Genomic DNA, 24,665 nt, shown 5'->3' on the forward strand with positions numbered 1-24,665 from the left:
CACAATCCCACCTTGCCGTTATGGGTACAAGGGAACGGCGTCGCGATTATTTTGCGGCCTGCACGAGCGGGGACGGGATAATAAGTAAAGGGTTCGATCAATGCTCCGAAGACTTGGGATAGGCTTTATCGCCCTGGCGGCCATGTCGCCCGGGCTGGCGGCTGCACTGGGGGTGGGGGAGTATGAGCTGAACTCCTATCTGAACCAGCCGCTCGACATGACCGTGCAGCTGCAGGATCTGGGAGATTTGTCCAAGGACCAGATACTGGTCGAGCTGGGTTCCCAGGAGCAGTTCGACAACGCCGGCGTTGAGCGCGCCTACTTCCTCAACAGTCTCGATTTCGAGGTGACGCTGGATGCCTCCGGCGACACCGGGCAACTGCGCATCACCTCCGATCAGCCGGTCCGGGAGCCTTACCTGGACTTCCTGGTGCAATTCCTCTGGCCCACCGGCCGGTTGATGCGTGAATACACCGTCCTGCTTGATCCGCCCAGCTACGCCGACGCCGACAGCGCCGTGACCCCGGCGCGCAGCGAAGCGCCGCCGCGTCCGGTCAGCCGTCCGGCTCCGTCCCAGCCGGAGCGTCCGCGCCCGGCGCCGGCCCGGGCGCCCGCGCCGGTCGGCACCGAAGCTCCGGTCGCCGATACCGCTTCCACCGATACCGCCGAACAGCGGACCTATCGGGTCGGTGCCTCCGATACCATGTGGCGCATCGCCGAGCGCACCCGCCCCAACGCCGGCGTGTCCGTGCAGCAGATGATGCTGGCGATTCAGGAGCGCAATCCGGACGCCTTCATCAACAACAACGTGAACCTGGTCCGTGAAGGCGCGGTGCTGCGTCTGCCGTCGGAAAGCCAGGTGCGCGATCTCTCCAGCCGCGAGGCGCTGTCCCGGGTGGCGGCGCAGAACCGCGAATGGCAGCGCCTGCGTGATCAGCGCGCGCCCGCCCCGTCCCGGGCACCGGTGGACGCCACCGGTCGCCAGCAGGCGGACCGTGATGGCGCCGGCGCCGATGGCGACGGCCGGGTCACTCTGGTCACTCCGGACAGTGCCGAAGGCGTGGGCGACGGGGACGGTACCGGCAGTGCTGGCGGCGGCCAGGCCAACACCGCCGCCCTGCAGAACGAACTGGCGATCCGCGATGAGAACCTGGACCGCCTGCAACGGGAAAATGACGAACTGCGCAGCCGCATCGGCGACCTGGATGGCCAGGTGGAAGTGAGCCAGCGGCTGCTGGAGCTGCGCAACGAAAAAATCGCCGCGCTTCAGGAAGAACTGCGCCGCCTGAGCGAACAGCAGGGCACCGAGGTCGATCCGCAATTGCTGGAAGAGCCCGCCACGCCGATGCCGGTGGAGCCGGACGACGGTATCGGTGATGGCGCGGTCGGCCCGAACGGCGAGACCGCCGAAGGCGCCGACCCGGACCAGGGTACCGCGCCGCGCGATGCCAGCGGAGGTGAAAGTGGTGACGTCGCCGGCGGCAAGGCGCCGGCCACCGATCAGGCCGCGCCGCCGGGTGGCCAGTCGGGCGACACCCGGGATAACAAGGCGGCGAACCCGCCGCCCAAGCCGAAACCGGCCACCCCCGCCAGCGACGCCGGCGGGGGTATCGTCGATCTGATCATGGGCAACCTGATCTACATCGGCGCCGCCCTGGCGGTGCTGTTGTTGTTGATTCTGCTGGCCGTGCGCCGCCGTCAGGGCGGCGACAACGGTGGCGATGACGAGGCCGGTTTCGGTGACGATGACGGTGGTTTCGACGCCGCGCCGGTGATGGGCACCGAGGGCGACGACGAAGATTCGCGGGACGCCGGCGTGCCCCAGGAAGACCTGGACGACGAGCACATGGACCCCATGGAGCGCGCCGACGTCTATGTGGCCTACGGTCAGTACCCCCAGGCGGTGGACTACCTGCGCAATGAGATCAATCAGGCGCCGGAGCGCGGCGATCTCAAGATCCGCCTGCTGGAACTGCTGCGCGAGATGAACGACGACAACGGCTTCCATCAGCAGGCGGCCATGTTCGCCGGCACCAGCGTCGCGGTCGACGCCGCCATCAAACGCCTGGGCGGCGAGCCTGGTGACGCCGACGAGTACGCGGCCATCGCCGACGATCCGGAAGAGGACGGTCCCCAGGAGGAGGAAGAGCTGTCCCTGGACGACCTGGAGCTGGATCTGGCCTCGGACCTGTCCGACGGCGGTTTCGACGATGGCGCGATGGTCTCCTCCGATCAGAGCGAGGGCGATGATCAGGGCGGCCTGGAACTGGACGACTTTGATTTCAAGCTGGACGACGATGACCAGCCCGCGACCGCCGGTCTGGAGGCCGGGGATACGGACAGCGCCGACGGCGATGAGCAGACCCTGGAATTCGACGAGCTGGTGCTGGATGAGCCGGATGCCGCCGGTGAACCCATGGCCGCCGAAGGCGACGACGACGGGGCCTTTGAGTTCTCCCTGGATGACGATGGCGAAGAAGGCACGACCTTCACCGAGGATGAGCTGGCGGCTCTTGATCAGGCCGATCAGCGAGCCCGTGAAGGCAGCGACGCCACCGCCTCCGACCTGGGCGATCTGGAACTGGATGATCTGGAGCTGGACGATCTGGACGTGGAGCTGAACGACGGCCCGGCGCAGGACTCTCCGGCCGCCGATGCCGAGATCGCCGACAGCGTGGAGGAGCCGCGTGCCGACGTGGACGATCTGGATTTGTCCCTGGACGATTTGGATCTCAGTGACGATGACGCTCCGGAAGATCGGGTTGGTGACGCGCCGCTGAGCGAGGCCGCCGAAGCCGATGAGCCGGATACCCTGGCGTCGGCGTCTCGGGAGTTGGACGACCTGGAGCTGGAATTCGGTGACGATGAGGCCGAGCCCGCTCCGGCGGTCGCTGGCGCGGCGGGCCCGGACAAGGGAGACGACATGCTCGGTGATGACGACGATTTCGACTTCCTGGGCGAGACCGACGAGAACGCCACCAAGCTGGATCTGGCTCGCGCCTACATCGACATGGGCGACGCGGAAGGTGCCCGGGACATTCTCAACGAGGTGCTTTCCGAAGGCAGTGAGGAACAGCAGGGCGAAGCCAAGGAACTGCTTGCCCGGGTAAGCTGATCCGCTTCAGCCGCGATTCCCGACAAAGTACGCTAAACTACACCAGGGGCGATGCCATGAAGGCATCGCCCCTTTCCTTTTTGCTGTGTGTGGACCAACGATGACCCGAATCGCCCTGGCGGTGGAATATGACGGCAGCGCCTTCCATGGCTGGCAGACCCAGCAGCCCGGCGTGCGCACGGTCCAGGAAGAGGTGGAAAAAGGGCTGTCGCGGGTGGCGGACCATCCGGTGACGCTGGTCTGCGCCGGGCGCACCGACGCCGGGGTACATGCCACCGGTCAGGTCTGTCATTTCGATTCCGACGCGGATCGGGACATGAAGGCCTGGGTGATGGGCGGTAACCGTTTCATTCCCGACGACGTGGCGATCCGCTGGGCGGTGCCGGTGGATGAGGACTTCCACGCCCGTTTCAGCGCCCACCGGCGCTGCTACCGCTACGTGATTTACAATCACCCCCGGCCGCCGGCGCTGTTCCGCCGCCAGGTGACCTGGAACCATCGCCCGCTGGACGTGGACGCCATGGCGTTGGCCAGCCAGCATCTGGTTGGCACCCACGATTTCACCTCCTATCGCAGCGTGCATTGTCAGGCGAAGTCGCCGGTGAAGACCCTGACCCGCTTTCAGATTCACCGCCGCGGGCCGTTGATCGTGCTCGAAGTGGAGGCCAATGCCTTCCTGATGCACATGGTGCGCAACATGGCCGGCGTGCTGATGACCATCGGCGCCGGCTACCGGGACCCGGACTGGGCCCGCCAGGTGCTGGAGGCCCGCGACCGTACCCGGGGCGGCGTCACGGCGCCGCCTTATGGGCTCTATCTGGTGGAGATCGGCTACCCGGACGCTTTCCCGCTGCCCAAGCAGCCGCGCGGCCCGCTGTGGCTCGCGGACCTGGACGGCGGCCATAATTGACGCCGTACTCGCTTCGGTCTGCTATGATGGATTTCGCATGAACGCACCCCGGGTTAAAATCTGTGGCATCACCCGCGCCGAGGACGGCCTGCACGCCGCCCGCGCCGGGGCCGACGCCATTGGCCTGGTGTTCCACCCGGCCAGCCCCCGTTACGTGACACCCCGGCAAGCCGCCGATATCGTCGCCGCTCTGCCGCCCCTGGTGACCACCGTGGGGCTGTTCGTGGACGCGGCGCCGGAAACCGTGGCTTCCGTGCTCAATGAAGTGCCCCTGGATCTGCTGCAGTTCCACGGCGATGAATCCCCGGCTTACGGTGCCGCTTTCCGGCGACCCTGGATCAAGGCGCTACGCATGCGCGACGGCGCCGACCCGGCCGCCGAGGCGGAACGTTATGCCGCCGCCGGCGCCCGGGGCTTGCTGGTGGACAGCTATGTACCCGGGGTGCCCGGTGGCACCGGCGAACGCTTCGACTGGTCGCGGCTGCCCGGCGAGCTGGCTCTGCCGTTGATTCTCGCCGGTGGGCTGGACCCGCATAATGTCGCCGCCGCGGTGCGTGCCACCCGCCCCTGGGCCGTGGATGTGAGCGGCGGGGTGGAGTGCCGGGGCGACGACGGTCGCCGCCTCGGCGGCATCAAGGATTCCGGCGCGGTGACCGCCTTCATTCGCGCCGCTCAGTTCCATGACGAAGGAGTAACAGGTGACTCAACGTCCTGACTATAAGGCTTTCCCCGATCAGCGGGGCCATTTTGGACGGTTCGGTGGACGCTTCGTCTCCGAGACCCTGATGGCCGCCCTCGATGAGCTGGAGACCATGTACCGCCGGCTCAAGGACGACCCCGAATTCCAGGCCGATTTCGATCGCGACCTGGCGCACTACGTGGGCCGTCCCTCACCGCTGTACCTGGCCGAACGATGGACCGAGCAACTGGGTGGCGCCCGTATCTGGCTCAAGCGCGAGGATCTCAACCACACCGGCGCCCACAAGGTGAACAACACCATCGGCCAGGCCCTGCTCGCCAAGCACATGGGCAAGCAGCGGGTGATCGCCGAAACCGGCGCCGGCCAGCACGGCGTGGCTTCCGCCACGGTGGCGGCGCGTCTGGGGCTGGAGTGCCATGTGTTCATGGGCGAGGAGGACATCCGCCGCCAGAAGCTCAATGTCTACCGCATGAAGCTGCTGGGCGCCGACGTGATTCCGGTGACCTCCGGTTCGCGCACCCTCAAGGACGCCATGAACGAGGCCATGCGTGACTGGGTCACCAACGTGGACGACACCTTCTACATCATCGGCACCGTGGCCGGCCCGCACCCGTACCCGATGCTGGTGCGTGACTTCCAGTCGGTGATCGGCCGCGAGGCCCGCGAGCAGAGCCTGGCCCAGGCCGGCAAACTGCCCGACGCCCTGGTCGCCTGCGTGGGGGGCGGCTCCAACGCCATCGGCCTGTTCCACCCGTTCCTGGAAGACGACGGCGTCGCCATGTACGGCGTTGAAGCGGCCGGTGACGGCGTCGAGACCGGCCGCCACGCGGCGCCGCTGTCCGCCGGCCGGCCCGGAGTGCTGCATGGCAACCGCACCTACCTGATGGAAGACGACAACGGCCAGATCATCGAAACCCACTCGGTGTCCGCCGGGCTGGATTACCCCGGGGTGGGCCCGGAACACGCCTGGTTGAAGGACATCGGCCGGGTCAACTACGTGGCCGCCGATGACACCGAGGCGCTGGCCGCCTTCCGCGAGGTGACCCGCGTGGAAGGCATCATGCCGGCGCTGGAATCCGCCCATGCCCTGGCCTACGCCCGCAAGCTGGCGCCCACCATGGGCAAGGACAAGGATATCATCGTCAACCTGTCCGGGCGCGGCGACAAGGACATCCTGACCGTGGCCGAGATCGACGGCATTCACTTCTGAGGATTGGGGAGACCACGCAACATGAGCCGTATTGAAACCACCTTCGCGCGCCTCAAGGAACAGCAGCGCAAGGCCCTGATCCCCTTTATCACCGCCGGCGACCCGGGGCTGGAAGTCACCGTGCCGCTGATGCGCACCCTGGTGGAGGCGGGCGCCGACGTCATTGAACTGGGCGTGCCGTTTTCCGATCCCATGGCCGACGGCCCGGTGATCCAGAAAGCCTGTGAGCGGGCCCTGGCCGCCGGCACCGGTTTGCCCGACGTGCTCGCCATGGTGCGCGAGTTCCGGCGCGCCGACGACACCACCCCGGTGGTGCTGATGGGCTACCTGAATCCGGTGGAGTGCATGGGCTACGAGCGCTTCGCGGAAACCTGCGCCGAAGTGGGCGTGGACGGCGTGCTGCTGGTGGACCTGCCGCCGGAGGAATGCGACGAGATCGCGCCGCTGTTCAAGGAACGCGGCGTGGACCTGATCTTCCTGGTGGCGCCGACCACCACGGAGGCGCGTATCAGCCGCATTGCCGAGGCGGCCAGCGGCTACCTCTATTATGTGTCCCTGAAGGGCGTTACCGGCTCCGCGTCACTGAACGTGGACGAAGTGGCGGCCCGGGTTGAAACAATTCGCAATCTTGCTCAATTGCCCATCGGGGTGGGCTTTGGTATCAAGGACGCGCAATCGGCGCGGGCGGTGAGTCGCGTGGCCGATGGCGTGGTGGTGGGCAGCGCCCTGGTCAGTCAGGTCGCCGCGCACGCCGACGATCCCATGGCCATGACCGCCGCCGTGTCGGAGATTCTGGCCGGCATGCGCGCCGCCATGGACAAGCCCTGAGCATTCGAGGAAGGCCCGGACGATGAGCAATAACTGGCTGGAAAAGATTCTCCCCACGGTGCGTCGTTCCCAGGAGAACCGACGCAGCAACGTGCCCGAGGGGCTGTGGCGAAAGTGCCCGCGCTGCGACAGTGCGTTGTACCGGCCGGAATTGGAACGCAACCAGGACGTGTGCCCGAAATGCGGCCACCATCTGCGGGTGGGCGCGCGCAAGCGTCTGCGCTTGTTCCTGGATGAAGGGCAGACCAGCGAGATCGGCGCCGATCTGGCGCCGGTGGATCGCCTCAAGTTCAAGGACTCCAAGAAATACAAGGACCGCCTTGCCGCCGCCCAGAAGGACACCCAGGAAAAAGACGCCCTGGTGGCCATGAAGGGCGGGCTGCATGGCATGCCGCTGGTGGCGGTGGCCTTTGAGTTCCGTTTCATGGGCGGTTCCATGGGCTCCGTGGTCGGCGAGCGCTTCGTCCGCGCCGTGGACGTATGCCTGGAGCAGGGTCTGCCACTGGTGTGCTTCGCCGCCAGCGGCGGCGCGCGCATGCAGGAGGCGCTGTTCTCCCTGATGCAGATGGCCAAGACCTCCGCCGCCCTGGAGCGCATGCGCGAGGCCGGGCTGCCGTTCATTTCGGTGCTTACCGATCCGGTCTATGGCGGCGTGTCCGCCTCCCTGGCCATGCTTGGCGACGTCAACGTGGCGGAGCCCAACGCGCTGATCGGTTTCGCCGGCCCCAGGGTGATCGAGCAGACCGTGCGCCAGAAGCTGCCGGAAGGCTTCCAGCGCAGTGAATTCCTGCTCGAACACGGCGCCATCGACATGATCGTGGAGCGCCAGCATATGCGCGACACTCTGCACCGTCTGCTCGCCAATCTCACCGGGGCCCCGCTGGCCGATACCGCCGACGCATGAGCGCGCGGCCATGAGCGACAGCCTGGATACCTGGCTCGCCCGCATCGAGCGCCTCCACCCCAGCGAGATTGAGCTGGGTCTGGAGCGGCTGCGCGGCGTCGCCGGGGCGCTCGGCGTGGAGCGGCTGCCAATGCCGGTGATCACGGTGGCCGGCACCAATGGCAAGGGCTCGGTGGTGGCGCTGATTCGCGCCCTGGCCGGCGCCGCCGGCCTGGGCTGTTGCGTATACACCTCGCCGCACCTGCAACGCTTCAATGAACGCATCGTGCTGCCTGATGGCCAGGCCGGCGATGACGACCTGTGCCGCGCCTTCGAGGCGGTGGAAGCGGCCCGGGGCGATACCCCGCTGACCTATTTCGAATTCACCACCCTGGCCGGTCTCTGGCTGTTCCGTGACAGCGGCGCCGATCTGGCGGTGTTGGAAGTGGGCCTGGGCGGTCGTTTGGACGCGGTCAATTTGCTCGACGCGGACGTGGCGGTGGTCACGTCGGTGGGCCTGGACCATGTGGAATGGCTCGGCGACACCCGCGAGAAGGTGGCGGTGGAAAAGCTTGGCATCGGGCGTCCCGGCCACCCGCTGGTGTACGGTGAACGGGACGCTCCCGCCAATCTTGACGCGGAGCTGGAGCGGCTGGGCGTGGTGCCACTGCGCGCCGGTCGGGAATACCACGTTGACGATGCCCACCTGATGATCCGGGTCGGTGAGCGGTTGCGCCGCTACCCCTTGCCGTTGCCCGCGCGGCTCGGCTCGGACAATCTGGCCACCGCCTGCCAGGCATTGGCCGCCGCCGGCCTGGCGCCGGCGCCGGATCTGCCGCACCGGGTGGCGGATACCGGCCTGGTGGGGCGTTGCCAGGTACGCCGCTGGCGCGGCGCCCAGTGCGTGCTGGACGTGGGCCACAACCTCGAGGCCCTGAGCCGGCTGCGTGAGCGGCTGCCGCTGTGCGCCGGTCGTCGCCGGATCGTGGCTGGCATGATGGCGGACAAACCGGTGGAGGCGGCGCTGGGCCTGCTCGCCGAGCGCCCCGCCGACTGGTACCTGGCGCGCCCGGGCCTGCCGCGGGCGGCGGACCCGGCGCGGCTCGCGGCGGCCCTGCCCGAGAGCGCCCCCCGGCGCGTGTTCGACAGTGTGGCCGAGGCCCTCGCGTGCGCCGTGGCGGACTGCGGGGCTGGCGACCAGGTGTTGATCGTGGGATCCTTCTACACGGTGGCCGAAGCGCTCAACGCCATGGACGAGGATGACTAGGTGCGACAACGAACCCGCCAACGCCTGATCGGGCTGTTGCTGCTGCTGCTGCTGGCCGCCATTCTCGCGCCGCTGGTATTGCGTTCCCCTGAGCAGGTCCGGATGGCCCTGGATATGTCGATTCCGGAGCCGCCGGCGGTGGATGAACCGCGAGTCGACCCGGTGATCGGCGGCGAGGAGCAGGTCGCCACCGACCAGCAGATCAGCGAGGAACAGCAGGCGGTGGCCGAGGCCGGCGAGGAGCAAGCGAAGGACGAGCCAGCCGAGGACGCGCCCGCCACCACGCAAGCTCCCGCCGCGCCGAGCCGCGAACCGTCGGCGGAGCAGGGCGGCGGGGCAAGGGATGAGCCCGCCCCGGCCCCGGCCAAACCGGACGGACAGGACGGGCCGCGACCCGGCTTCACCGTACAGGTGGCCAGTTTCAGCGACGCCGCCAACGCCGAGGCCCTGGTCACGCGCCTGCGCGCCGCCGGCTACAACGCCTATCACCGCACCGTCAGCCAGGACGGCAACCACTGGGAACGGGTGTTCGTGGGCCCGGAGATCAAGCGCGCCGACGCGGAGTCCCTGCGTCAGCGCCTCGCCGACGACAAGGACTTCGCTCTGGATGGCCTGGTGCGGACCTTCGTGCCTTGAATCCGGGCCGACAAAGCCCTGTGCCGGCAAGGGCCGCTCTGGTAGACTTTGCCGCCTGTTCCAACCACGCGCGTGTTCATGAATCTGGCAGACGGCATCATTCTGTTCATCATCGCCGTATCGGCGTTGATCAGCGTTCGGCGCGGCTTCACGCGCGAAGCGTTTTCCCTGCTGACCTGGATCGCCGCCTTCATCGTCGCGCGCCTGTTCAGCCCGGCCCTGACGGTGCTGCTGGCCGATTCCATCGAAACACCCAGCGTGCGCCTGGCGGTGGCGTTCGGCGGCCTGTTCGCCGTTACCCTGATCGTCGGCGCGCTGATCAATCATCTGCTCGGCGAGCTGATTCGCGTGACCGGTCTCAGTGGCACCGATCGTCTGCTGGGCATGGTATTCGGCGCCCTGCGCGGCGCCCTGGTAGTGGTGGTGCTGGTGGCCCTGGGTCATCATCTCTTCGCCCAGGATGTCTGGTGGCAACAGTCGCTGCTGGTCCCGCATTTCGCCATGCTGGAGGACTGGACGCGGCGCGTCGCCGGGGATCTGATCGCTTATCTCATGAACGTCAGCGGAAGCTAAACTCTCAAGTTAGCGAAGCAAGCTAGAGGACACGCAAAATGTGCGGCATTGTTGGCATTGTCGGCCACTCCTACGTGAACCAGGCGATCTACGACGCCTTGACGGTTCTGCAGCACCGGGGACAGGACGCCGCCGGCATCGTTACCTGCGACGGGGACCGGCTGTTCCTGCGCAAGGACAACGGCATGGTGCGGGATGTTTTCCGTAACCGCCATATGCGTCGCCTGGTGGGCAACATGGGCATCGGCCATGTGCGTTACCCCACCGCCGGCAGTTCCAGTTCCGCGGAGGCGCAACCGTTCTACGTCAACTCGCCCTACGGCATTACCCTGGCGCACAACGGCAACCTGACCAACTCCGAGGTTCTGGCCGAGCATCTCTACCGCTCCGACCTGCGCCACATCAACACCACCTCGGACTCGGAAGTGCTGCTCAACGTGTTCGCCCATGAACTGCACGAGCGGGGCAAGGGCAAGCTGCGCCCCGAGCCGGACGATATCTTCGACGCCGTGGCGGCGGTGCACCGTCGCGCCGAGGGCGCCTATGCCGTGGTCGCCATGATAACCGGCTACGGCATTCTGGCGTTCCGCGACCCGCGTGGCATACGTCCGGTGTGCTTCGGCAAGAAGGACACCGAGCACGGCCCGGAATACATGGTGGCGTCGGAATCCGTGGCACTGTCCTCCCTGGGCTTTCACCTGGTACGGGACCTGGCCCCCGGCGAGGCGATCTACATCACCGCCGACGGCGAGGCCCACACCCGCCAGTGCTACGATCAGCCGCGTCTTAACCCCTGCATCTTCGAGCAGGTCTATCTGGCTCGTCCGGATTCCATTATCGATGACATCTCGGTGTACAAGGCGCGCCTGCGCATGGGCGAGAAACTGGCGGAGAAGGTCGAGCGCGAATGGGCCGATCACGACATCGACGTGGTGATTCCGATTCCCGACACCAGCCGCACCTCGGCGCTGCAGATGGCCAACCGGCTGAATCTGAAATACCGGGAAGGGTTCATCAAGAACCGCTATATCGGCCGCACCTTCATCATGCCCGGCCAGCAGCAGCGGCGGAAATCCGTGCGCCAGAAGCTGAACGCCATCGAGCTGGAATTCTCGGGCAAGAACGTGCTGCTGGTGGACGACTCCATCGTGCGCGGCACCACCTGCCACGAAATCATCCAGATGGCCCGGGAAGCGGGCGCGCGCAAGGTGTATTTCGCTTCCGCCGCGCCGGCGGTGAAGTTCCCCAACGTCTACGGCATCGATATGCCCGCCGCCCGGGAACTGATCGCCCACGGTCGCAGCGACCAGGAAGTCTGCGATCTGATCGGCGCCGATCGACTGATCTACCAGGACCTGGACGATCTGGTCAGCGCCTGCCAGGAGGGCAACCCGAACATCACCGACTTCGATTGTTCGGTGTTTAACGGCGAATACCTGGCCGGTAACATCGATCAGAATTACCTGGATGAGCTGGAAGCACGGCGCAGCGACGACGCCAAGAAAAACAAGGAAAAGAGTCGCGCCCTGGCCGACAACGAAGTGATCGATCTCCACAATTCGAACTGAACGAGAAGGCAATGAGCGACAAACCGGATCCGAGCGACTACAACACCGACACCCTGGCCATTCGGTGGGCGCAACTGCGCACCGACGAGATGTCGCACTCGGATCCGATCTTCCTCACCTCCAGTTTCGTCTACAACAGCGCCGCCGAGGCCGCCGCCCGCTTTTCCGGCGAGCAGCCGGGCAATGTTTACTCGCGTTTCACCAACCCCACCGTGCGCGCCTTCGAGCAACGCCTGGCGGCCCTGGAAGGCGGCGAGCAGTGCCAGGCGCTGGCTTCCGGCATGGCCGCCATCAGCAGCACCTTTTTCGCGCTGCTGACGCCGGGGGATCACATCGTCAGCTCGCGCAGCGTGTTCGGCACCACCAACGTGATCTACGATCGTTACCTGAAGAAATTCGGTATCGACACCACCCTGGTGGATCTCGATGATCTGGATCAGTGGAAGGCGGCGATCCGCCCGCAAACCCGGGTGCTGTTCCTGGAAACCCCCTCCAACCCGCTGTCCGAGGTGGGCGATATCGAGGCGCTGGCGAAGCTGGCCCACGACAACGGCGCGCTGCTGATCGTCGATAACTGCTTCTGCACGCCGGCGCTGCAGAAGCCCATCGCCCTGGGCGCCGATCTGGTGATCCACAGCGCCACCAAATACCTGGATGGCCAGGGTCGCTGCATCGGCGGCGCCGTGGTGGGCCCGGCGGATCTGATCAAGGAAGTGCACGGTTTCGTGCGTTCCGCCGGCCCCAGCATGAGCCCCTTCAACGCCTGGGTGTTCCTCAAGGGTCTCGAGACCCTGGGGCTGCGCATGAAGGCGCATTGCGCCAACACCCTGGAGCTGGCGCGCTGGCTGGAACGGCAGCCGGGCATTGCCAAGGTTCATTACGCCGGGCTGGAAAGTCACCCGCAGCACGCCCTGGCCGCCCGCCAGCAGAGCGGCTTTGGCGCGGTGCTGGCCATCGAGGTGGTGGACAGCGACGGCAATGCCGACCGTCAGGCCGCCTGGCGTTTTATCGACGGCACCAGGCTGCTGTCGATCACCGCCAACCTGGGCGACGTGAAATCCACCATCACCCATCCCGGCTCCACGACCCACGGTCGTGTGAACCCGGAAGAAAAAGAACGCGCCGGGATTACTGAAAACCTGATCCGTATCGCGGTAGGCTTGGAAGACATCGACGATCTGAAACAGGACCTGACGCTGGCGATCAAGGCGCTCGGCTTCTAAAGCAGGGGGTTTATGCAGGCACTGGACAAGGCGCTGGCCCAGGTGGGCCGCGTGGTACTGGGGAAGCCGGAGCAGCTCAAGCTGGCCCTGGCCTGCATGCTTGCCGGTGGCCACCTGCTGATCGAGGATCTGCCGGGCATGGGCAAAACCACCCTGGCCCATGCTCTGGCGAGGGTGTTCCGGCTTGATTACCGCCGGGTTCAGTTCACCAGCGACATGCTGCCCGCCGACATCCTTGGTGTTTCGGTATTCGACCCGGACAGCGGCGCTTTCAATTTGCGTGAAGGGCCCGTGTTCAGTCAGTTGCTGCTGGCCGATGAAATCAACCGCGCCACCCCCAAGACCCAGGGCGCCCTGCTGGAGGCCATGGAGGAGCGGCAGGTCACCCTGGATGGCCTGACCCGGCCATTGCCCGAGCCGTTCTTCGTGGTCGCTACCCAGAACCCGGTCACCCAGGCCGGCACCTTCGTGCTGCCGGAATCCCAGCTCGACCGTTTTCTGATGCGCATCTCCCTGGGCTATCCGGCCCCGGAGGTAGAGATGGAACTGCTCGCCGGCGGCGATCCGCGCGACACGGTGCGCGGCCTCAAACCGGTGATCGAACCCAGCGGCCTGATCAAGCTGGTGGCCCACGTCGGCAAGGTGCGCGCCACCCGCGACCTGCTCGATTACGTGCAGCGTTTGCTCGAGGCCACCCGCGCCGACGACCGGCTGGTGGCCGGGCTATCGCCCCGGGCCGGCCTGGGCCTGCTGCGCGCCGCTCGTGCCTGGGCCCTGATCCACGACCGCGACTACGTGCTCCCCGAGGACGTGCAGGCGGTGTGGCCCTCGGTGGCGGAACACCGTCTGCAGCCCCGTGAGGGGGGCAGCGTGGCCGCCATGACCCAGTCGCTGTTGCAAACCGTGCCCGTGGTGCGCGGCTGACCCGGCCCCCGGCCGCGGCCCGACGGAGAGCGCCATGGTCAAGAACGCCTGGCAACGCTGGCTCGACCGCCGCCTGCCCCGCGCCCGCCAGGTACGCCTGGATCAGCGGCGCATCTTTATCCTGCCCACCGGCTACGGCCTGCTATACCTGACCGTGGCGGTGCTGCTGTTCTTCGGTGGCATCAACTACGAAAACAACCTGATTCTGGCGCTGTGCTTCCTGATGGTGAGCCTGTTTCTGGTCGCCATCCTGCACACTTTCCGCAATCTCTCCGGCCTGATGCTGCGCGCCGGTGGTGGCCGCTCCGGCTTCGTCGGTGGCCAGGGCAGCCTGGAGGTGGTGCTGATCGCCCGCCGCCGGCCACACCGGGCGCTGTGGCTGCGCTGGCTGGACCAGGCCGCTCAGGAAACCAGTGTTGAGCCCGGGGAGGAAACCAGCCTGTGGCTGAACCTGCCGCTGCGTCGCCGGGGCCCGGTGCTGCCACCCCGACTGCGTGTGGAGAGCCGCTACCCTCTGGGTCTGTTACGGGCCTGGTCCCTGGTCGCCCTGGACCAGGAATGCCTGGCCTGGCCACGCCCGCTGGAAAGCGCCGATTGCCCGGCGGAGGGCGGTGACCGGGAACGGCGCGTGGCCCGGGCCGGGCAAAGCGGCAGCGAGGAATTCCGCGGGCTGCGCGGCTATGTGCCCGGCGACAGCCTGTCCCAGGTGGATTGGAAGGGCTATGCCCGGGGGCGTGGACTCAACGTCAAGCTGTTCGAGGAACCCGCCAGTGGCCGCCTGTGGTTGCGCTATGACCGTACCGAGGAGCGCCCTCTGGAACAGCGGCTGTCGATTCTGTGCTACTGGGTGTTGCGTCTGAGCCGCGAAAACCGGCCCTTCGCGCTGGTGTTGCCCGGTGCCGAGCTGGCCCCCGGCCAGGGCGACGAGCAACGCCTGCGCGCCCTGGACCTGCTTGCCCGTCACGGCAAGGAGGGCTGATGGCGCGCATCTATCAGGTACCCAGCCACGCCCGCCTGTGGCTCACCCTTGCGATCATCGCCGCCTCCCTGCCGCAGTTTCAGGACGGGCCCTGGTGGCAGGCGCTGCTGCTGCTGGTGGTATTGGGCTGGCGCGCGCTGCTCGATCACCAGCGTCTGGCGCAGCCAGGCCGGCTGGTGCGCCTGGGGCTGCTGCTGGCCACCGTGGGCGCTACCTTTTACAGCTATGGCCGCCTGCACGGGCCGGAGGCGGGCAGCGCGCTGATCACCAGCCTGTTCGCCCTCAAATACCTGGAACTGGTCGGCAAGCGCGACGCCTATGTATTGATCGTGCTGGGTTATTTCGTGTGCGCCACCATCCTGCTGTTTCACCGCGGCCCCCTGGCGGCGCTCTACGTGCTGGGCTGCCTGACCCTGCTCACCGCCAGCCTGGCGGGCATCAACTACAGCGATACCCACGCCCGGCGGCGGCAGCATCTGACGGTGGCCGCCGCCATGCTGCTGCAGGCGCTGCCCCTGGCGTTGGTATTGTTCGTTCTGGTACCCCGGGTGGCGCCGCTCTGGAACATGCAGCTCGACAGCGGCCAGGCCCGCACCGGCATGAGCGACAGCATGTCACCGGGGCAGGTGAGCCGGCTCACCGAATCCAGCGAGCTGGCGTTCCGGGTGCAGTTCGACGGCTCGCCGCCGCCCCCGGAGCAACGCTACTGGCGGGGTCTCACCTACAGCTATTTCGACGGCGGCACCTGGCGGCAGGCGCGCCCGCCGGGATGGGGCGACACGGACACCCTCTACAACGGGCGTGGCCCGCAGCCACCCTGGTACCGGGATCTGCGTGCCGCCGCCCGGGGGCCGGCCTGGGAATACCGGGTGATCATGGAGCCCAGTCAGCAGCGCTGGCTGTACGCTCTGGCGGTGCCGTTCACCAATCTGGACGGCCAGGGCCTGGCCCGGGACCTGCGCCTGGTGGCCGACAATCCGGTGTCCGGCAGTTACAGCTATCGGGTGCGCAGCGTACCGGCGGCCGCCGAGGGCGTTACCCTGAACGGGCCCGAACGTCGCCTGATGCTGGATCTGCCGGCGCGCGGTAATCAGCGCGCCCGGGATCTGGCGGCCTCCTGGCGCCAGCGCTACCCGGACGACGACGATCTGGTGCGCGCCGCGTTGCGTTATTTTCGCGAACAACCTTTCCATTACACCCTGGAGCCGCCCAGGCTCGCCGGCGACACCGTGGACGGTTTCCTGTTCAACACCCGGCGCGGCTTTTGCGAACACTACGCCTCCGGCTTTACCTTCCTGATGCGCGCCGCCGGCATTCCGGCCCGGGTGGTGGCCGGCTATCAAGGCGGTGAACGCAACGGTGATTACCTGCAGATTCGTCAGTACGACGCCCACGCCTGGAGCGAGGTATGGCTCAATGGCCGCTGGCAACGGGTGGACCCCACCGCCGCGGTGGCCCCGGAACGCATCGAACTGGGCCTGCGTGGTCTGGTGGAGCAACGCGCCGACAGCGGCGGTGACGCGGTGACCGGTGCCCTGGGGCGTCTGCCGGTGCTGTTCCGCCTGCGGCAATGGATGGACTATGTGGACTTCAACTGGCAGAAGTGGGTGCTGGGCTATCGTCAGGAGGATCAGCGTGCCCTGATCGAACGGCTGCTGGGGGCGTTCACGCCTACCCGCGTGGCGCTTGCCCTGGTGGGCGTGGTGTTGCTGGTATGCGCGGCGTTGGCGGTAGTGATACTGGCGCGCCGCCGGGACGACCCGGCGCGGCCCCTGGAGCGGGAGTTCGGGCGCCTGCGCCGGGGGCTCGCCAGGCGTGGTCTGGATGTGAGTGCCTGCCATTCCGCCGCCGCCCTGGAAGCGGCGGTGGGGCGTCGCTGGCCGGGCAGTGCTGCCCGTGCCGGGCACTGGCGGCGCTATTTCGAGTACCTGGCCTACCGCCGCGACGGCGACCCGCCCCGGGCCGAACTGCACCAACTGGGCCGCCGGCGCCGGGCGCTGCTGAGCGGTTTGAATGCCGGCGCGGACCGCGCCTAGCATGAACCACGGCAACACAATGCGGGCATCAACGACGGATAATGAAAATCAAGGGAGGAATCGCTATGGGGGTCGCACGTTACAAGGAAGCCCTGTCACTTACCGAGCACTCGCCCTGGGCGCGCCGTTTCTGGGACGCCCTGGTGCCCCTCAAGGACCGGGTGGTGGAGCATCCGCTGTTCGTCCAGATGGGGCAGGGCAATCTGTCCCTGGAACGCTTCCAGGATGCTCTGCTGCATTTCTATCCGCTGGTGGAGAATTTCCCCAAGTACATGGGGCTGGCCCTGGCCAAGACCCGGGCTGGGCGCCTGCCCGGCCACGAGGACACCAAGAACTGGCTGATCGGCAACATCAAGATCGAGCAGCGCCACGCCTACTGGTATCAGGACTGGGCCGCCGGCTTCGGCCTGGACCGCCGGCGCCTGGAGACCACCACGCCACCACCGGCCATGGACGCCGTCAATCAGTTTCTGTGGAGCATCGGTCACCAGGGCACCCTGGAAGAGAGCATCGCCGCCACCAATCTGGCCATTGAATGGGCCACCGGTGAGTGGAGCCAGCGCGTGGTGGCCGGCGTCAAGCACTACGCCGAGCAGGGGCGCGCCGACATCAACCGCCACACCATGGCCTGGCTGCGGGCCCATGCCAGTTACGACGACGCTCATCCCCACGAAGCCATGGAACTGGTCAAGCGGCTGGCGGTGGACGAACCTGCCCGACAGCGTGCCTTCACCGCCGCGCGACGCGGCCTGGAATATTATGTGCTGGCGCTGGACGATTGTTACCAGCAGGCCGGAAAACGCTCGTTGGTGGTGCCGCCAGTACTCGCTGATTCAAATTAGCGCGCCATTTTTTGAAGAGAAATTCGTTTGATTCTCATTATTGAAAAAAAGGGGCTCGTTATTTTGAGCCCTTAGTATTTCAGAGAGTATTTTAACAAATAGAACAATAAAATTGCTGGACCACGAAAAACATCAACGCTATTTTCCGCCGGAAGGGAGGCGCAAGCCTCTTTTGACGGGCATTCGCCGATGAACGGCGACCTTAGGTCGGGAAAAGAAAGATGATGGTCCATTCATTGAATGAAGCATCGCGCCTGGGCGCGCTTACCGATTATAAAGTTTTTGGCACACCGCCCGAAAAGGAATTCGACCGGATCGTCAAGCTGATGGCGGAGGTGTTTTCCATGCCGACCGCGCTGATTGGCTTCATGGGCGGTGAATCGCATTATTTCAAGGCGCGGGTCGGCTTCGACGCTTGCGAGGCTTCCCGGGAGGTGTCGTTTTGCACCTACACCGTGGAAAGCAATCAATTGCTGGTGATCCCGGATACCCACGCGGACCCGGCCTATCGGGACAGCCCTCTGGTGCAGGGCCCGCCGGGCATTCGCTTCTATGCCGGCGCGCCCATCCGCAGCCCGGATGGCCATTGCCTCGGTGCCATCAGCCTGGTGGACTATGTGCCGCGCGCGCCCCTGAGCGCGGCGCAGGAGACCATGCTGGAGGAGTTCGCCGAGATGGTGATGGACCATCTCAACCGGCGCCGCCTGCTGATGGTGCGTCGCGCCGCTCTGAAGCTGGCATCCTCGATTCCCGACGCGATCATCTGCACCAACCATTTCGATGAAGTCACGTTCTGGAACAAAGGCGCTGAAGGTCTTACCGGTATCCATGGCAACAAGGCGCGGGGTCGCAAACTGGGTGCGCTGTTGGGCGCTCAGTTTCAGCACCTGCTGTTCGATGTCGGCCAGCACGCTGGTCTGGACCGGCGCCCGGTGGAGAACGAACGCAGCTTCATTTTGCGTGACGACGGCAGCCACCGCCCGGTGGAGGTGTCGTCCGCGATCTGGATGGAGGACGATCAGCAACAGAGAGGGTTCGTGATTCGTGACGTGGCCCACCGCCAGGACCTGCAGAACCGGGTCCGTTATCTGCGCGACAGCGACCGCCTCACCGGCTTGCCCAACCGGAGCCGGTTCCTGGAAATCGCCCAGGACTATCTGGAGCGCGGTCGGGCGTTGACGGTGCTGAAGGTCGGGCTCGATAACTTCAAGGTGGTGAACTCTTCCCTGGGCATCGCCACCGGCGACGAGGTACTGCGTGAAGCGGCGCGGCGGGTGTCCGCCCTGGCGCCGGAGCAGGCCATGGTGGCCCGACTGGCCGGCGACGAATTCGGCGTGCTGCTGTCCGGCGACCCGGACCCTGAGACCATCCACCGGTTGGGTGAGGCCATCGTCCGCGACATGGCGCGCCCTTACCGAATCCACGGTTTCGAATGCCGGCTTACCGCATGCATGGGCATTGCCTCGGCGCCGGCGGAGGCCAAGGGCGAGCTGGACAGCGCCGGTCTTCTGAAACGGGCGCTGCTGGCCCTGCAGGAGGCAAAATGCCGGGGGGCCAACCAGAGCGTGGTGTTCACGTCGGCGCTTAGCGAGCAGGCGGACAAGAAGCATCGCCTGGAGCAGGACCTGCGCACCGCCTTTCAACAGCACGATTTCGAGTTGCACTTCCAGCCGCAGAATACCCTCGGCTCCGGCAAGGTGGTGGGCGCCGAGGCCCTGCTGCGCTGGCGACACCGCGAACGGGGTCTGGTGTCCCCGGCGGAGTTCATCAGCGTGCTCGAGGTCAGTGACCAGGCGTTGCGGGTAGGTGACTGGATACTGGAAGCCAGCTGCGCCTTCGCGGCGGCGCAACGGGCCCGGCACGAGACCTTCCGGGTCGGCGTCAATCTGTTCCCTTGCCAGCTCCATGATCCGGAGCTCGCCAACAAGGTGGAGGCCCTGCTGAACCGCTATGGACTGCCGCCCCAGGCGCTGGAACTGGAAATCACCGAGACCACCATCCTCGAGAGCAGCCCGGATATTCTGGGGATGCTGCGGCGGCTGCATGATCTGGGCGTGGGAATCGCCTTCGATGATTACGGTACCGGTTATGCCTCCCTGAGCCTGCTCAAGAAATACCCGCTGACGCGGCTCAAGATCGACCGTCAGTTCGTCGCCAATCTGGGGACCAGCCCGCATGACCTGGCGATCGTTAATTCGATCATCGTGCTGGGCCGCAATCTGGGGCTGGAGGTGATCGCCGAGGGCATCGAGGAGCAGGGCCAGATGGAGATGCTGCTGCGCCTGGGGTGCCAGGAAGGGCAGGGTTATTGGTTCAGCCGCCCGGTGCCGGAGGCGGAGTTTCCCACCAGCCAGTGATCCACCCCGCGCGCGCTTTCCGATACCATGCCGGTTTTCCTGGCCAAGGGTGCAGGCGCGATGTCGAACATGAACCCCGCCTCCCTGCCCGTGGAGGCGGTGCTGCCGGAATTGCTGGACTGCCTGGCGGGGCAGGGTGGGGCGGTGCTGGAGGCGCCGCCGGGGGCTGGCAAGTCCACCCGGGTGCCGCTGGCTCTGCTGGGCGCGCCCTGGCGAGGCGAGCGCCGGATTCTGGTGCTGGAGCCGCGCCGGGTGGCGGCGCGGGCGGTGGCCACCTTCATGGCCCGCCAGCTTGGCGAACCGGTGGGTGCGACCGTGGGCTACCGCACCCGGCTGGATTCCCGGGTCGGGGCGACCACCCTTGTGGAAGTAGTCACCGAGGGCGTGCTGACGCGGTTGTTGCTGGATGATCCTTCCCTGGACGGCTACGCCGCGGTGCTGTTCGATGAATTCCATGAGCGTTCCCTACAAGCGGATCTGGGCCTGGCCCTGGTCCAGGAAGTGCGTGGCGCGCTGCGCGAGGATCTGCGTCTGCTGGTGATGTCCGCCACCCTGGCGGTGGGGCCGCTGGCGGCAGGGTTGGGGTTGCCGGTGGTACGCAGCGAGGGTCGCGTGTTCCCGGTCACCATCGACCATGCGCCGCCGCCTCGCGACGGTGATCCCCTGGAACACTGCGCCCGGCAGGTGGCGGCGCTGGCCGGGCGGGGCACCACCCTGGTGTTTCTGCCCGGCGTGCGCGAGATCGAGCGGGTGCGTGAACGGCTCCGTGACGGCCCGCCGGTACAGGTGTTGCACGGGCGGCTGGACGGCGACGCCCAAGCGGCGGTCCTGGATGCCGGTGACGAAGCCCGGGTGGTACTGGCCACCAACGTGGCGGAGACCAGCGTTACCCTGGGCGGCGTCACCACCGTGGTGGACAGTGGCCTGGAACGGCGCCCGGATTATGACCCCCGCCGTCATCGCACGCGTCTGGTGACGCGCCGCATCAGCCAGGCCAACGCCGATCAACGCGCCGGGCGGGCCGGCCGCCTCGGCCCTGGTCGCTGCCTGCGGCTGTGGGCTCGCGAAGAGGTGCTGGCCCGGCACATCGAGCCGGGGATTCATCACACCGCCCTGGACGCCCTGGTACTCGATCTGGCCCGTTGGGGCTGCCGGGACCCGGCGGAGCTGTTCTGGCTCGACCCGCCGCCGGCCGGCCCCTGGCGTGCCGCCACGGGCCGCCTGCGCGAAGCCGGGGCCCTGGACGCGGCGGGTGGCCTTACCGAGTTGGGCCGACGCCTGCACGGCGTGCCGCTGCCGCCGGACCTGGCCGCTCTGGTGCTGCTAGGCCGTGATCGTGGCCGCCCCCGGGCCGCCGCCGCCCTGGCGCTGCTGCTCAACGAGCGAACCCCTGGCCTGGACCGGGAGCCGGATCTGTCCCGGCGCCTGCGGCGTTTTTCGCAACGTCCCGACGATTGGCCACTGCTGGCCCGGGAGTGGCGGCGCCTCGCCGGTGAGCGCCAGGATCGGGATAATGGCTCACCGCTGGACGTCTTGCTGGCCGCCGCCTTCCCGGAGCGGCTGGCACGGGTTCGCGATGGCGATGCCCGTCGCTATCTGCTCGCCGATGGCAGTGGCGCGCGCCTTGATGCGGACAGCCCGTTCATCGGGCGTGATTGGCTGCTGGTGCTGGATACCGACGGTCGTGCCCAGGATGCGCGGGTGCGTCTGGCCTGGCCGTTGAGCAACGACGTTCTGGCCATGGTGTTGGGTGAGCGGGGCCGCGACGAAGAACGGGTGCATTGGGATGCCGACCGCGACCGCGTGGTGGCGGAGCGGGTGCGGGCGGTGGGCGCCATCGTGCTGGAGCGGCGCCCCCTGGCGAACCCGCCGCCGGCGCTGCTGGAACGGGGGCTGCTGGACGGAGTTCGAGCCCGGGGCCTGGAGCTGCTTCCCTGGGACGAGGCGGACCGGCAATGGCGCGCCCGGCTGGCCTGGATGCACCGGTTGGCGCCGGATGCCTGGCCGGCCATGGACGACGACGCCCTGCTGGCCGGGCTGGAGACCTGGTTGCTGCCGTTCCTGGCCGGCCGGCGTACCCTGCGTGATCTTAACCAGGTGCCGCTGCGCCAGGCGCTCAACCTGCTGCTGGCGCCGGGCCAGGCCGCCGAGCTGGAGCGGGACCTGCCGGCCCGTTGCCCGGTGGCCTCCGGGCGCGATGTGACAATCAATTACCGGGCCGAGGGTGGCCCGCGACTGGCGGTGAAGCTGCAGGAGTGTTTCGGCATGGAGTGTCTGCCGGCGCTGGCCGGCGGGCGGCTCGCGCTGACCGCCGAGCTGCTCACGCCCGCCGGGCGACCGGCGGCGATCACCGGCGATCTGGCGCGTTTCTGGCGGGAAGGCTACCCGGCGGTGCGCAAGGACCTGCGTGGCCGCTATCCCAAACACCCCTGGCCGGAGGACCCGACCACCGCGCAAGCCACCGGTAAAACCAAGCGGGCGTTGAGCGATCGCTGACCCCTTTCCAAGCGGGAGCCGCTCTGCTATCAATAGCCGCTTTGTTGGGAGCGATTTATGAAATACAGTTCCATTGTTGAGGCGGCCGCCGCCACCTCCATGACCGTGCCCGAGGGCTGGGGCCAGGGCCGGGCCACCTTCGGCGGCATCGTGGGCGCCATCCTGATCGCTCACATGGACGCCCATCTCAAAGCGGAGCAGGGCGATGACGTGGCGCCGTTGCGCAGTTTCTCGCTGTCCTTCGTGGCGCCGATGGCGCCGGGGCCGCTGGATCTGGACGCGGAAACCCTGCGCGCCGGCAAATCGGTGACCCAGGTTCTGGTCACCGCGCGCCAGGACGGCGCCGTGGTGGCGACCATGCTCGGCAGCCTGGGGCGCCCACGTCCCTCCTCGCTGGCGGTGCCCGGCGCCGGGGCGCCGGCCATCAAAGCACCGGAAGAATGCATGCCAATGCCCTTCATCGAGGGCGTGACCCCGGATTTCCTGCGTTACTTCGATCTGCTCTACGCCGGTGACAACCTGCCATACACCGGTTCGCCGCGACCGGACTTCGAGGGTTACATGCGCTTCAAGGACGACAACCAGCCCCAGGACGCCGCCAGCCTGGCTTGCCTGGTGGATACCTGGCCGGCGGCGGTGATCACCATGCTCAGCAGGCCGGCACCGATGAGTTCGCTGACCTGGACCATGGATTTCCTGGTCGATCCGGCGACCCTGCCGCCCACCCGCGACTGGCAGTACGACGTGATCACCGACGCCTTCGCCGACGGCTACGGCCATACCCGCTCAAGGATCTGGGATGGTGAAGGGCGCCCGGTGGCCTTCAGCCGCCAGGCGGTGGTGGTATTCGCCTGATCCGCGGGCCGCTCACCCGGCTTCGCGATGCCGGCGGATGTAATCCTCGCGACCCATGGCCGCCACCAGTGCATAGGCGAGCGGCGCCGCCAGCGCATCCAGCAGGGTGCGGGTATCGTCGTCGAAGGGCTCCAGCGATGCCAGTTCCAACACGCCCAGAGCCTCGTCGCCCTGGCGGATGGTCAGGAACAGCAGGTGGCCCGGACGTATCACGCTCTGGCCGGTTTCCAGGTCCAGATAACCCGCCGGCACGTCGTGGCGCACGGTGATCGTGCCTTCCGTGTCCAGGGCTCCGGCCAGCAGGCCGTCGCGCTCCACCCGGCCCGTTTGCCGGGCCTCGGCGTTGAGGCCCCGAGCGGCCTCCTGGTGCAGGCCATCGTCGTCCACCCGGTAGGCGGCGCCGGCCACCGCCGGCCCGTGCTCGATCATGAACGCCAGGGCCTGGTCGAGCAGCACCGCCACCCGGGGGTTACCGGCGATGTGCGCCATGAACTCGTTGAGCAGGGCCTGGCGGCGCGCTTCCCGGTCCGCGTTGTCGCGCCATTGCCGCAGGCGGTCGGATTCCCGATTGAGCAGCAGGGTGTTGGCGTAGCTGTGGCGGGCGCTGGCGTCGAGCATGTAGCCATTGAGCGCGCACACCACCAGCGGGAAGCCGTAGAACAACAGCAACGCCGCCGGGTCCACGGACCAGCCCAGGATCAGAGCCAGGGTCAGCGCCACCACCAGCGAGCCGAGACACCAGAACAGGGTGCGCGTGGGCGGCAGTCGCAGAATGGAAAAACCGATGATCAGCACGTAAACGGTCTCGAAGGCGGCCACCTGGCCCAGGAAGGTGTCGGCCAGTTTGATCGCGCCGAGCAGGGTGCCGGCCAGGGAGGTCATCAGCGCCAGGCCGATCAGGGTGCTCATGAAGCGCTTCAGAGCCTCCACCTTCACCGCCAGGAACAGCAGCGCCAGGGCACCGGCAATGGGCCAGAAGCCATACAGGCGCCAGGTGGCCAGGTGACTGTCGTCGACGAAGACCAGTACCGGTAGCGTCACCGCCAGGAACAACACGATCAGCACGTACAGTGAACGACCGATCAGCTTACGGGCGCGGCGCAGGGCGTGAATGATGTAGGCGTCTTCCAGGGAACCGGGAAAGCGCACCCACAGGGTGGCGACCGCCCGCTTCAGATCGCGCTCCTGGCGCGCGTCCACGGCGGGCTTGGACGTGGAACCGGACATCGGTGGAACCCCCTCTTTGTTGTCGGTCTCCGTGCC

19 protein-coding genes are annotated in these 24,665 nt (G+C 67.1%); 18 read left to right on the top strand and 1 reads right to left on the bottom strand.

All coding sequences use genetic code 11. The features are described from left to right. Positions 1–100 precede the first annotated feature (100 nt). The 18 genes from ACLD02_RS09835 to ACLD02_RS09920 all read left to right on the top strand — a co-directional run bounded on the left by ACLD02_RS09835 (position 101) and on the right by ACLD02_RS09920 (position 23,402). Entirely contained in the window at positions 101–3,115 is a 3,015-nt protein-coding gene (locus ACLD02_RS09835; RefSeq protein WP_410298586.1) for a FimV/HubP family polar landmark protein, read from the top strand. A gap of 100 nt (positions 3,116–3,215) precedes the next feature. Next, positions 3,216–4,025: a tRNA pseudouridine(38-40) synthase TruA gene (truA, locus tag ACLD02_RS09840; RefSeq protein ID WP_203101259.1), complete on the top strand. Its 810-nt coding sequence runs from the start codon at positions 3,216–3,218 to the stop codon at positions 4,023–4,025. A 37-nt stretch (positions 4,026–4,062) separates the two neighbouring features. Continuing rightward, complete coding sequence (locus tag ACLD02_RS09845) at positions 4,063–4,740, top strand: phosphoribosylanthranilate isomerase (protein ID WP_410298587.1); 678 nt, start codon at positions 4,063–4,065, stop codon at positions 4,738–4,740. Next, entirely contained in the window at positions 4,724–5,935 is a 1,212-nt protein-coding gene (gene trpB / locus ACLD02_RS09850; protein ID WP_203101263.1) for a tryptophan synthase subunit beta, read from the top strand. Before ACLD02_RS09845 ends, trpB begins: the two co-directional genes overlap by 17 nt. Before the next feature lie 21 nt (positions 5,936–5,956). Then, positions 5,957–6,763 carry a tryptophan synthase subunit alpha gene (gene trpA / locus ACLD02_RS09855; RefSeq protein WP_410298588.1) on the top strand — a complete coding sequence of 269 codons (807 nt, stop codon included), beginning with the start codon at positions 5,957–5,959 and terminating at the stop codon, positions 6,761–6,763. A 22-nt stretch (positions 6,764–6,785) separates the two neighbouring features. Further along, a complete protein-coding gene (gene accD, locus ACLD02_RS09860; protein ID WP_203101266.1) occupies positions 6,786–7,667 on the top strand; it encodes an acetyl-CoA carboxylase, carboxyltransferase subunit beta in 882 nt (293 codons plus the stop codon). 10 nt (positions 7,668–7,677) lie between these two features. Further along, a complete protein-coding gene (locus tag ACLD02_RS09865) occupies positions 7,678–8,913 on the top strand; it encodes a bifunctional folylpolyglutamate synthase/dihydrofolate synthase (protein ID WP_203101267.1) in 1,236 nt (411 codons plus the stop codon). Further along, positions 8,914–9,549: an SPOR domain-containing protein gene (locus tag ACLD02_RS09870; protein ID WP_410298589.1), complete on the top strand. Its 636-nt coding sequence runs from the start codon at positions 8,914–8,916 to the stop codon at positions 9,547–9,549. It abuts the gene before it with no gap. A 78-nt stretch (positions 9,550–9,627) separates the two neighbouring features. After that, a complete protein-coding gene (locus tag ACLD02_RS09875) occupies positions 9,628–10,122 on the top strand; it encodes a CvpA family protein (protein ID WP_203101269.1) in 495 nt (164 codons plus the stop codon). Between the two features lie 38 nt (positions 10,123–10,160). Continuing rightward, positions 10,161–11,690 (top strand): amidophosphoribosyltransferase, encoded by a 1,530-nt coding sequence (gene purF / locus ACLD02_RS09880; protein WP_203101270.1) that lies wholly within the window; start codon positions 10,161–10,163, stop codon positions 11,688–11,690. Between the two features lie 11 nt (positions 11,691–11,701). Further along, entirely contained in the window at positions 11,702–12,913 is a 1,212-nt protein-coding gene (locus ACLD02_RS09885) for an O-succinylhomoserine sulfhydrylase (protein WP_203101271.1), read from the top strand. Between the two features lie 12 nt (positions 12,914–12,925). Continuing rightward, complete coding sequence (locus ACLD02_RS09890; RefSeq protein WP_203101272.1) at positions 12,926–13,837, top strand: AAA family ATPase; 912 nt, start codon at positions 12,926–12,928, stop codon at positions 13,835–13,837. A gap of 34 nt (positions 13,838–13,871) precedes the next feature. Beyond that, on the top strand, positions 13,872–14,816 hold the full coding sequence (locus ACLD02_RS09895) for a DUF58 domain-containing protein (RefSeq protein ID WP_203101273.1): 945 nt from the start codon (positions 13,872–13,874) through the stop codon (positions 14,814–14,816). Then, positions 14,816–16,852, top strand: a complete 2,037-nt coding sequence (locus ACLD02_RS09900) for a transglutaminaseTgpA domain-containing protein (protein WP_410298590.1) — start codon at positions 14,816–14,818, stop codon at positions 16,850–16,852. Before ACLD02_RS09895 ends, ACLD02_RS09900 begins: the two co-directional genes overlap by 1 nt. A gap of 65 nt (positions 16,853–16,917) precedes the next feature. Beyond that, positions 16,918–17,694, top strand: a complete 777-nt coding sequence (locus ACLD02_RS09905) for a TenA family transcriptional regulator (protein WP_410298591.1) — start codon at positions 16,918–16,920, stop codon at positions 17,692–17,694. Positions 17,695–17,915: 221 nt separating this feature from the next. Next, the gene (locus ACLD02_RS09910; RefSeq protein ID WP_410298592.1) at positions 17,916–20,051 is read left to right on the top strand and encodes a putative bifunctional diguanylate cyclase/phosphodiesterase; all 2,136 of its coding nucleotides are present in this window, start codon (positions 17,916–17,918) and stop codon (positions 20,049–20,051) included. Between the two features lie 69 nt (positions 20,052–20,120). Continuing rightward, a complete protein-coding gene (gene hrpB / locus ACLD02_RS09915; RefSeq protein WP_410298593.1) occupies positions 20,121–22,547 on the top strand; it encodes an ATP-dependent helicase HrpB in 2,427 nt (808 codons plus the stop codon). Between the two features lie 57 nt (positions 22,548–22,604). Continuing rightward, a complete protein-coding gene (locus ACLD02_RS09920) occupies positions 22,605–23,402 on the top strand; it encodes a thioesterase family protein (RefSeq protein WP_410298594.1) in 798 nt (265 codons plus the stop codon). Between the two features lie 12 nt (positions 23,403–23,414). Here ACLD02_RS09920 and ACLD02_RS09925 read toward each other — a convergent pair whose 3' ends face one another. Next, complete coding sequence (locus ACLD02_RS09925) at positions 23,415–24,629, bottom strand: GAF domain-containing protein (RefSeq protein ID WP_203101286.1); 1,215 nt, start codon at positions 24,627–24,629, stop codon at positions 23,415–23,417. Positions 24,630–24,665 lie beyond the last annotated feature (36 nt).

The sequence above is a fragment of the Alloalcanivorax sp. C16-2 genome, assembly GCF_046507615.1.
Classification (GTDB): Bacteria; Pseudomonadota; Gammaproteobacteria; order Pseudomonadales; family Alcanivoracaceae; genus Alloalcanivorax; species Alloalcanivorax marinus_A.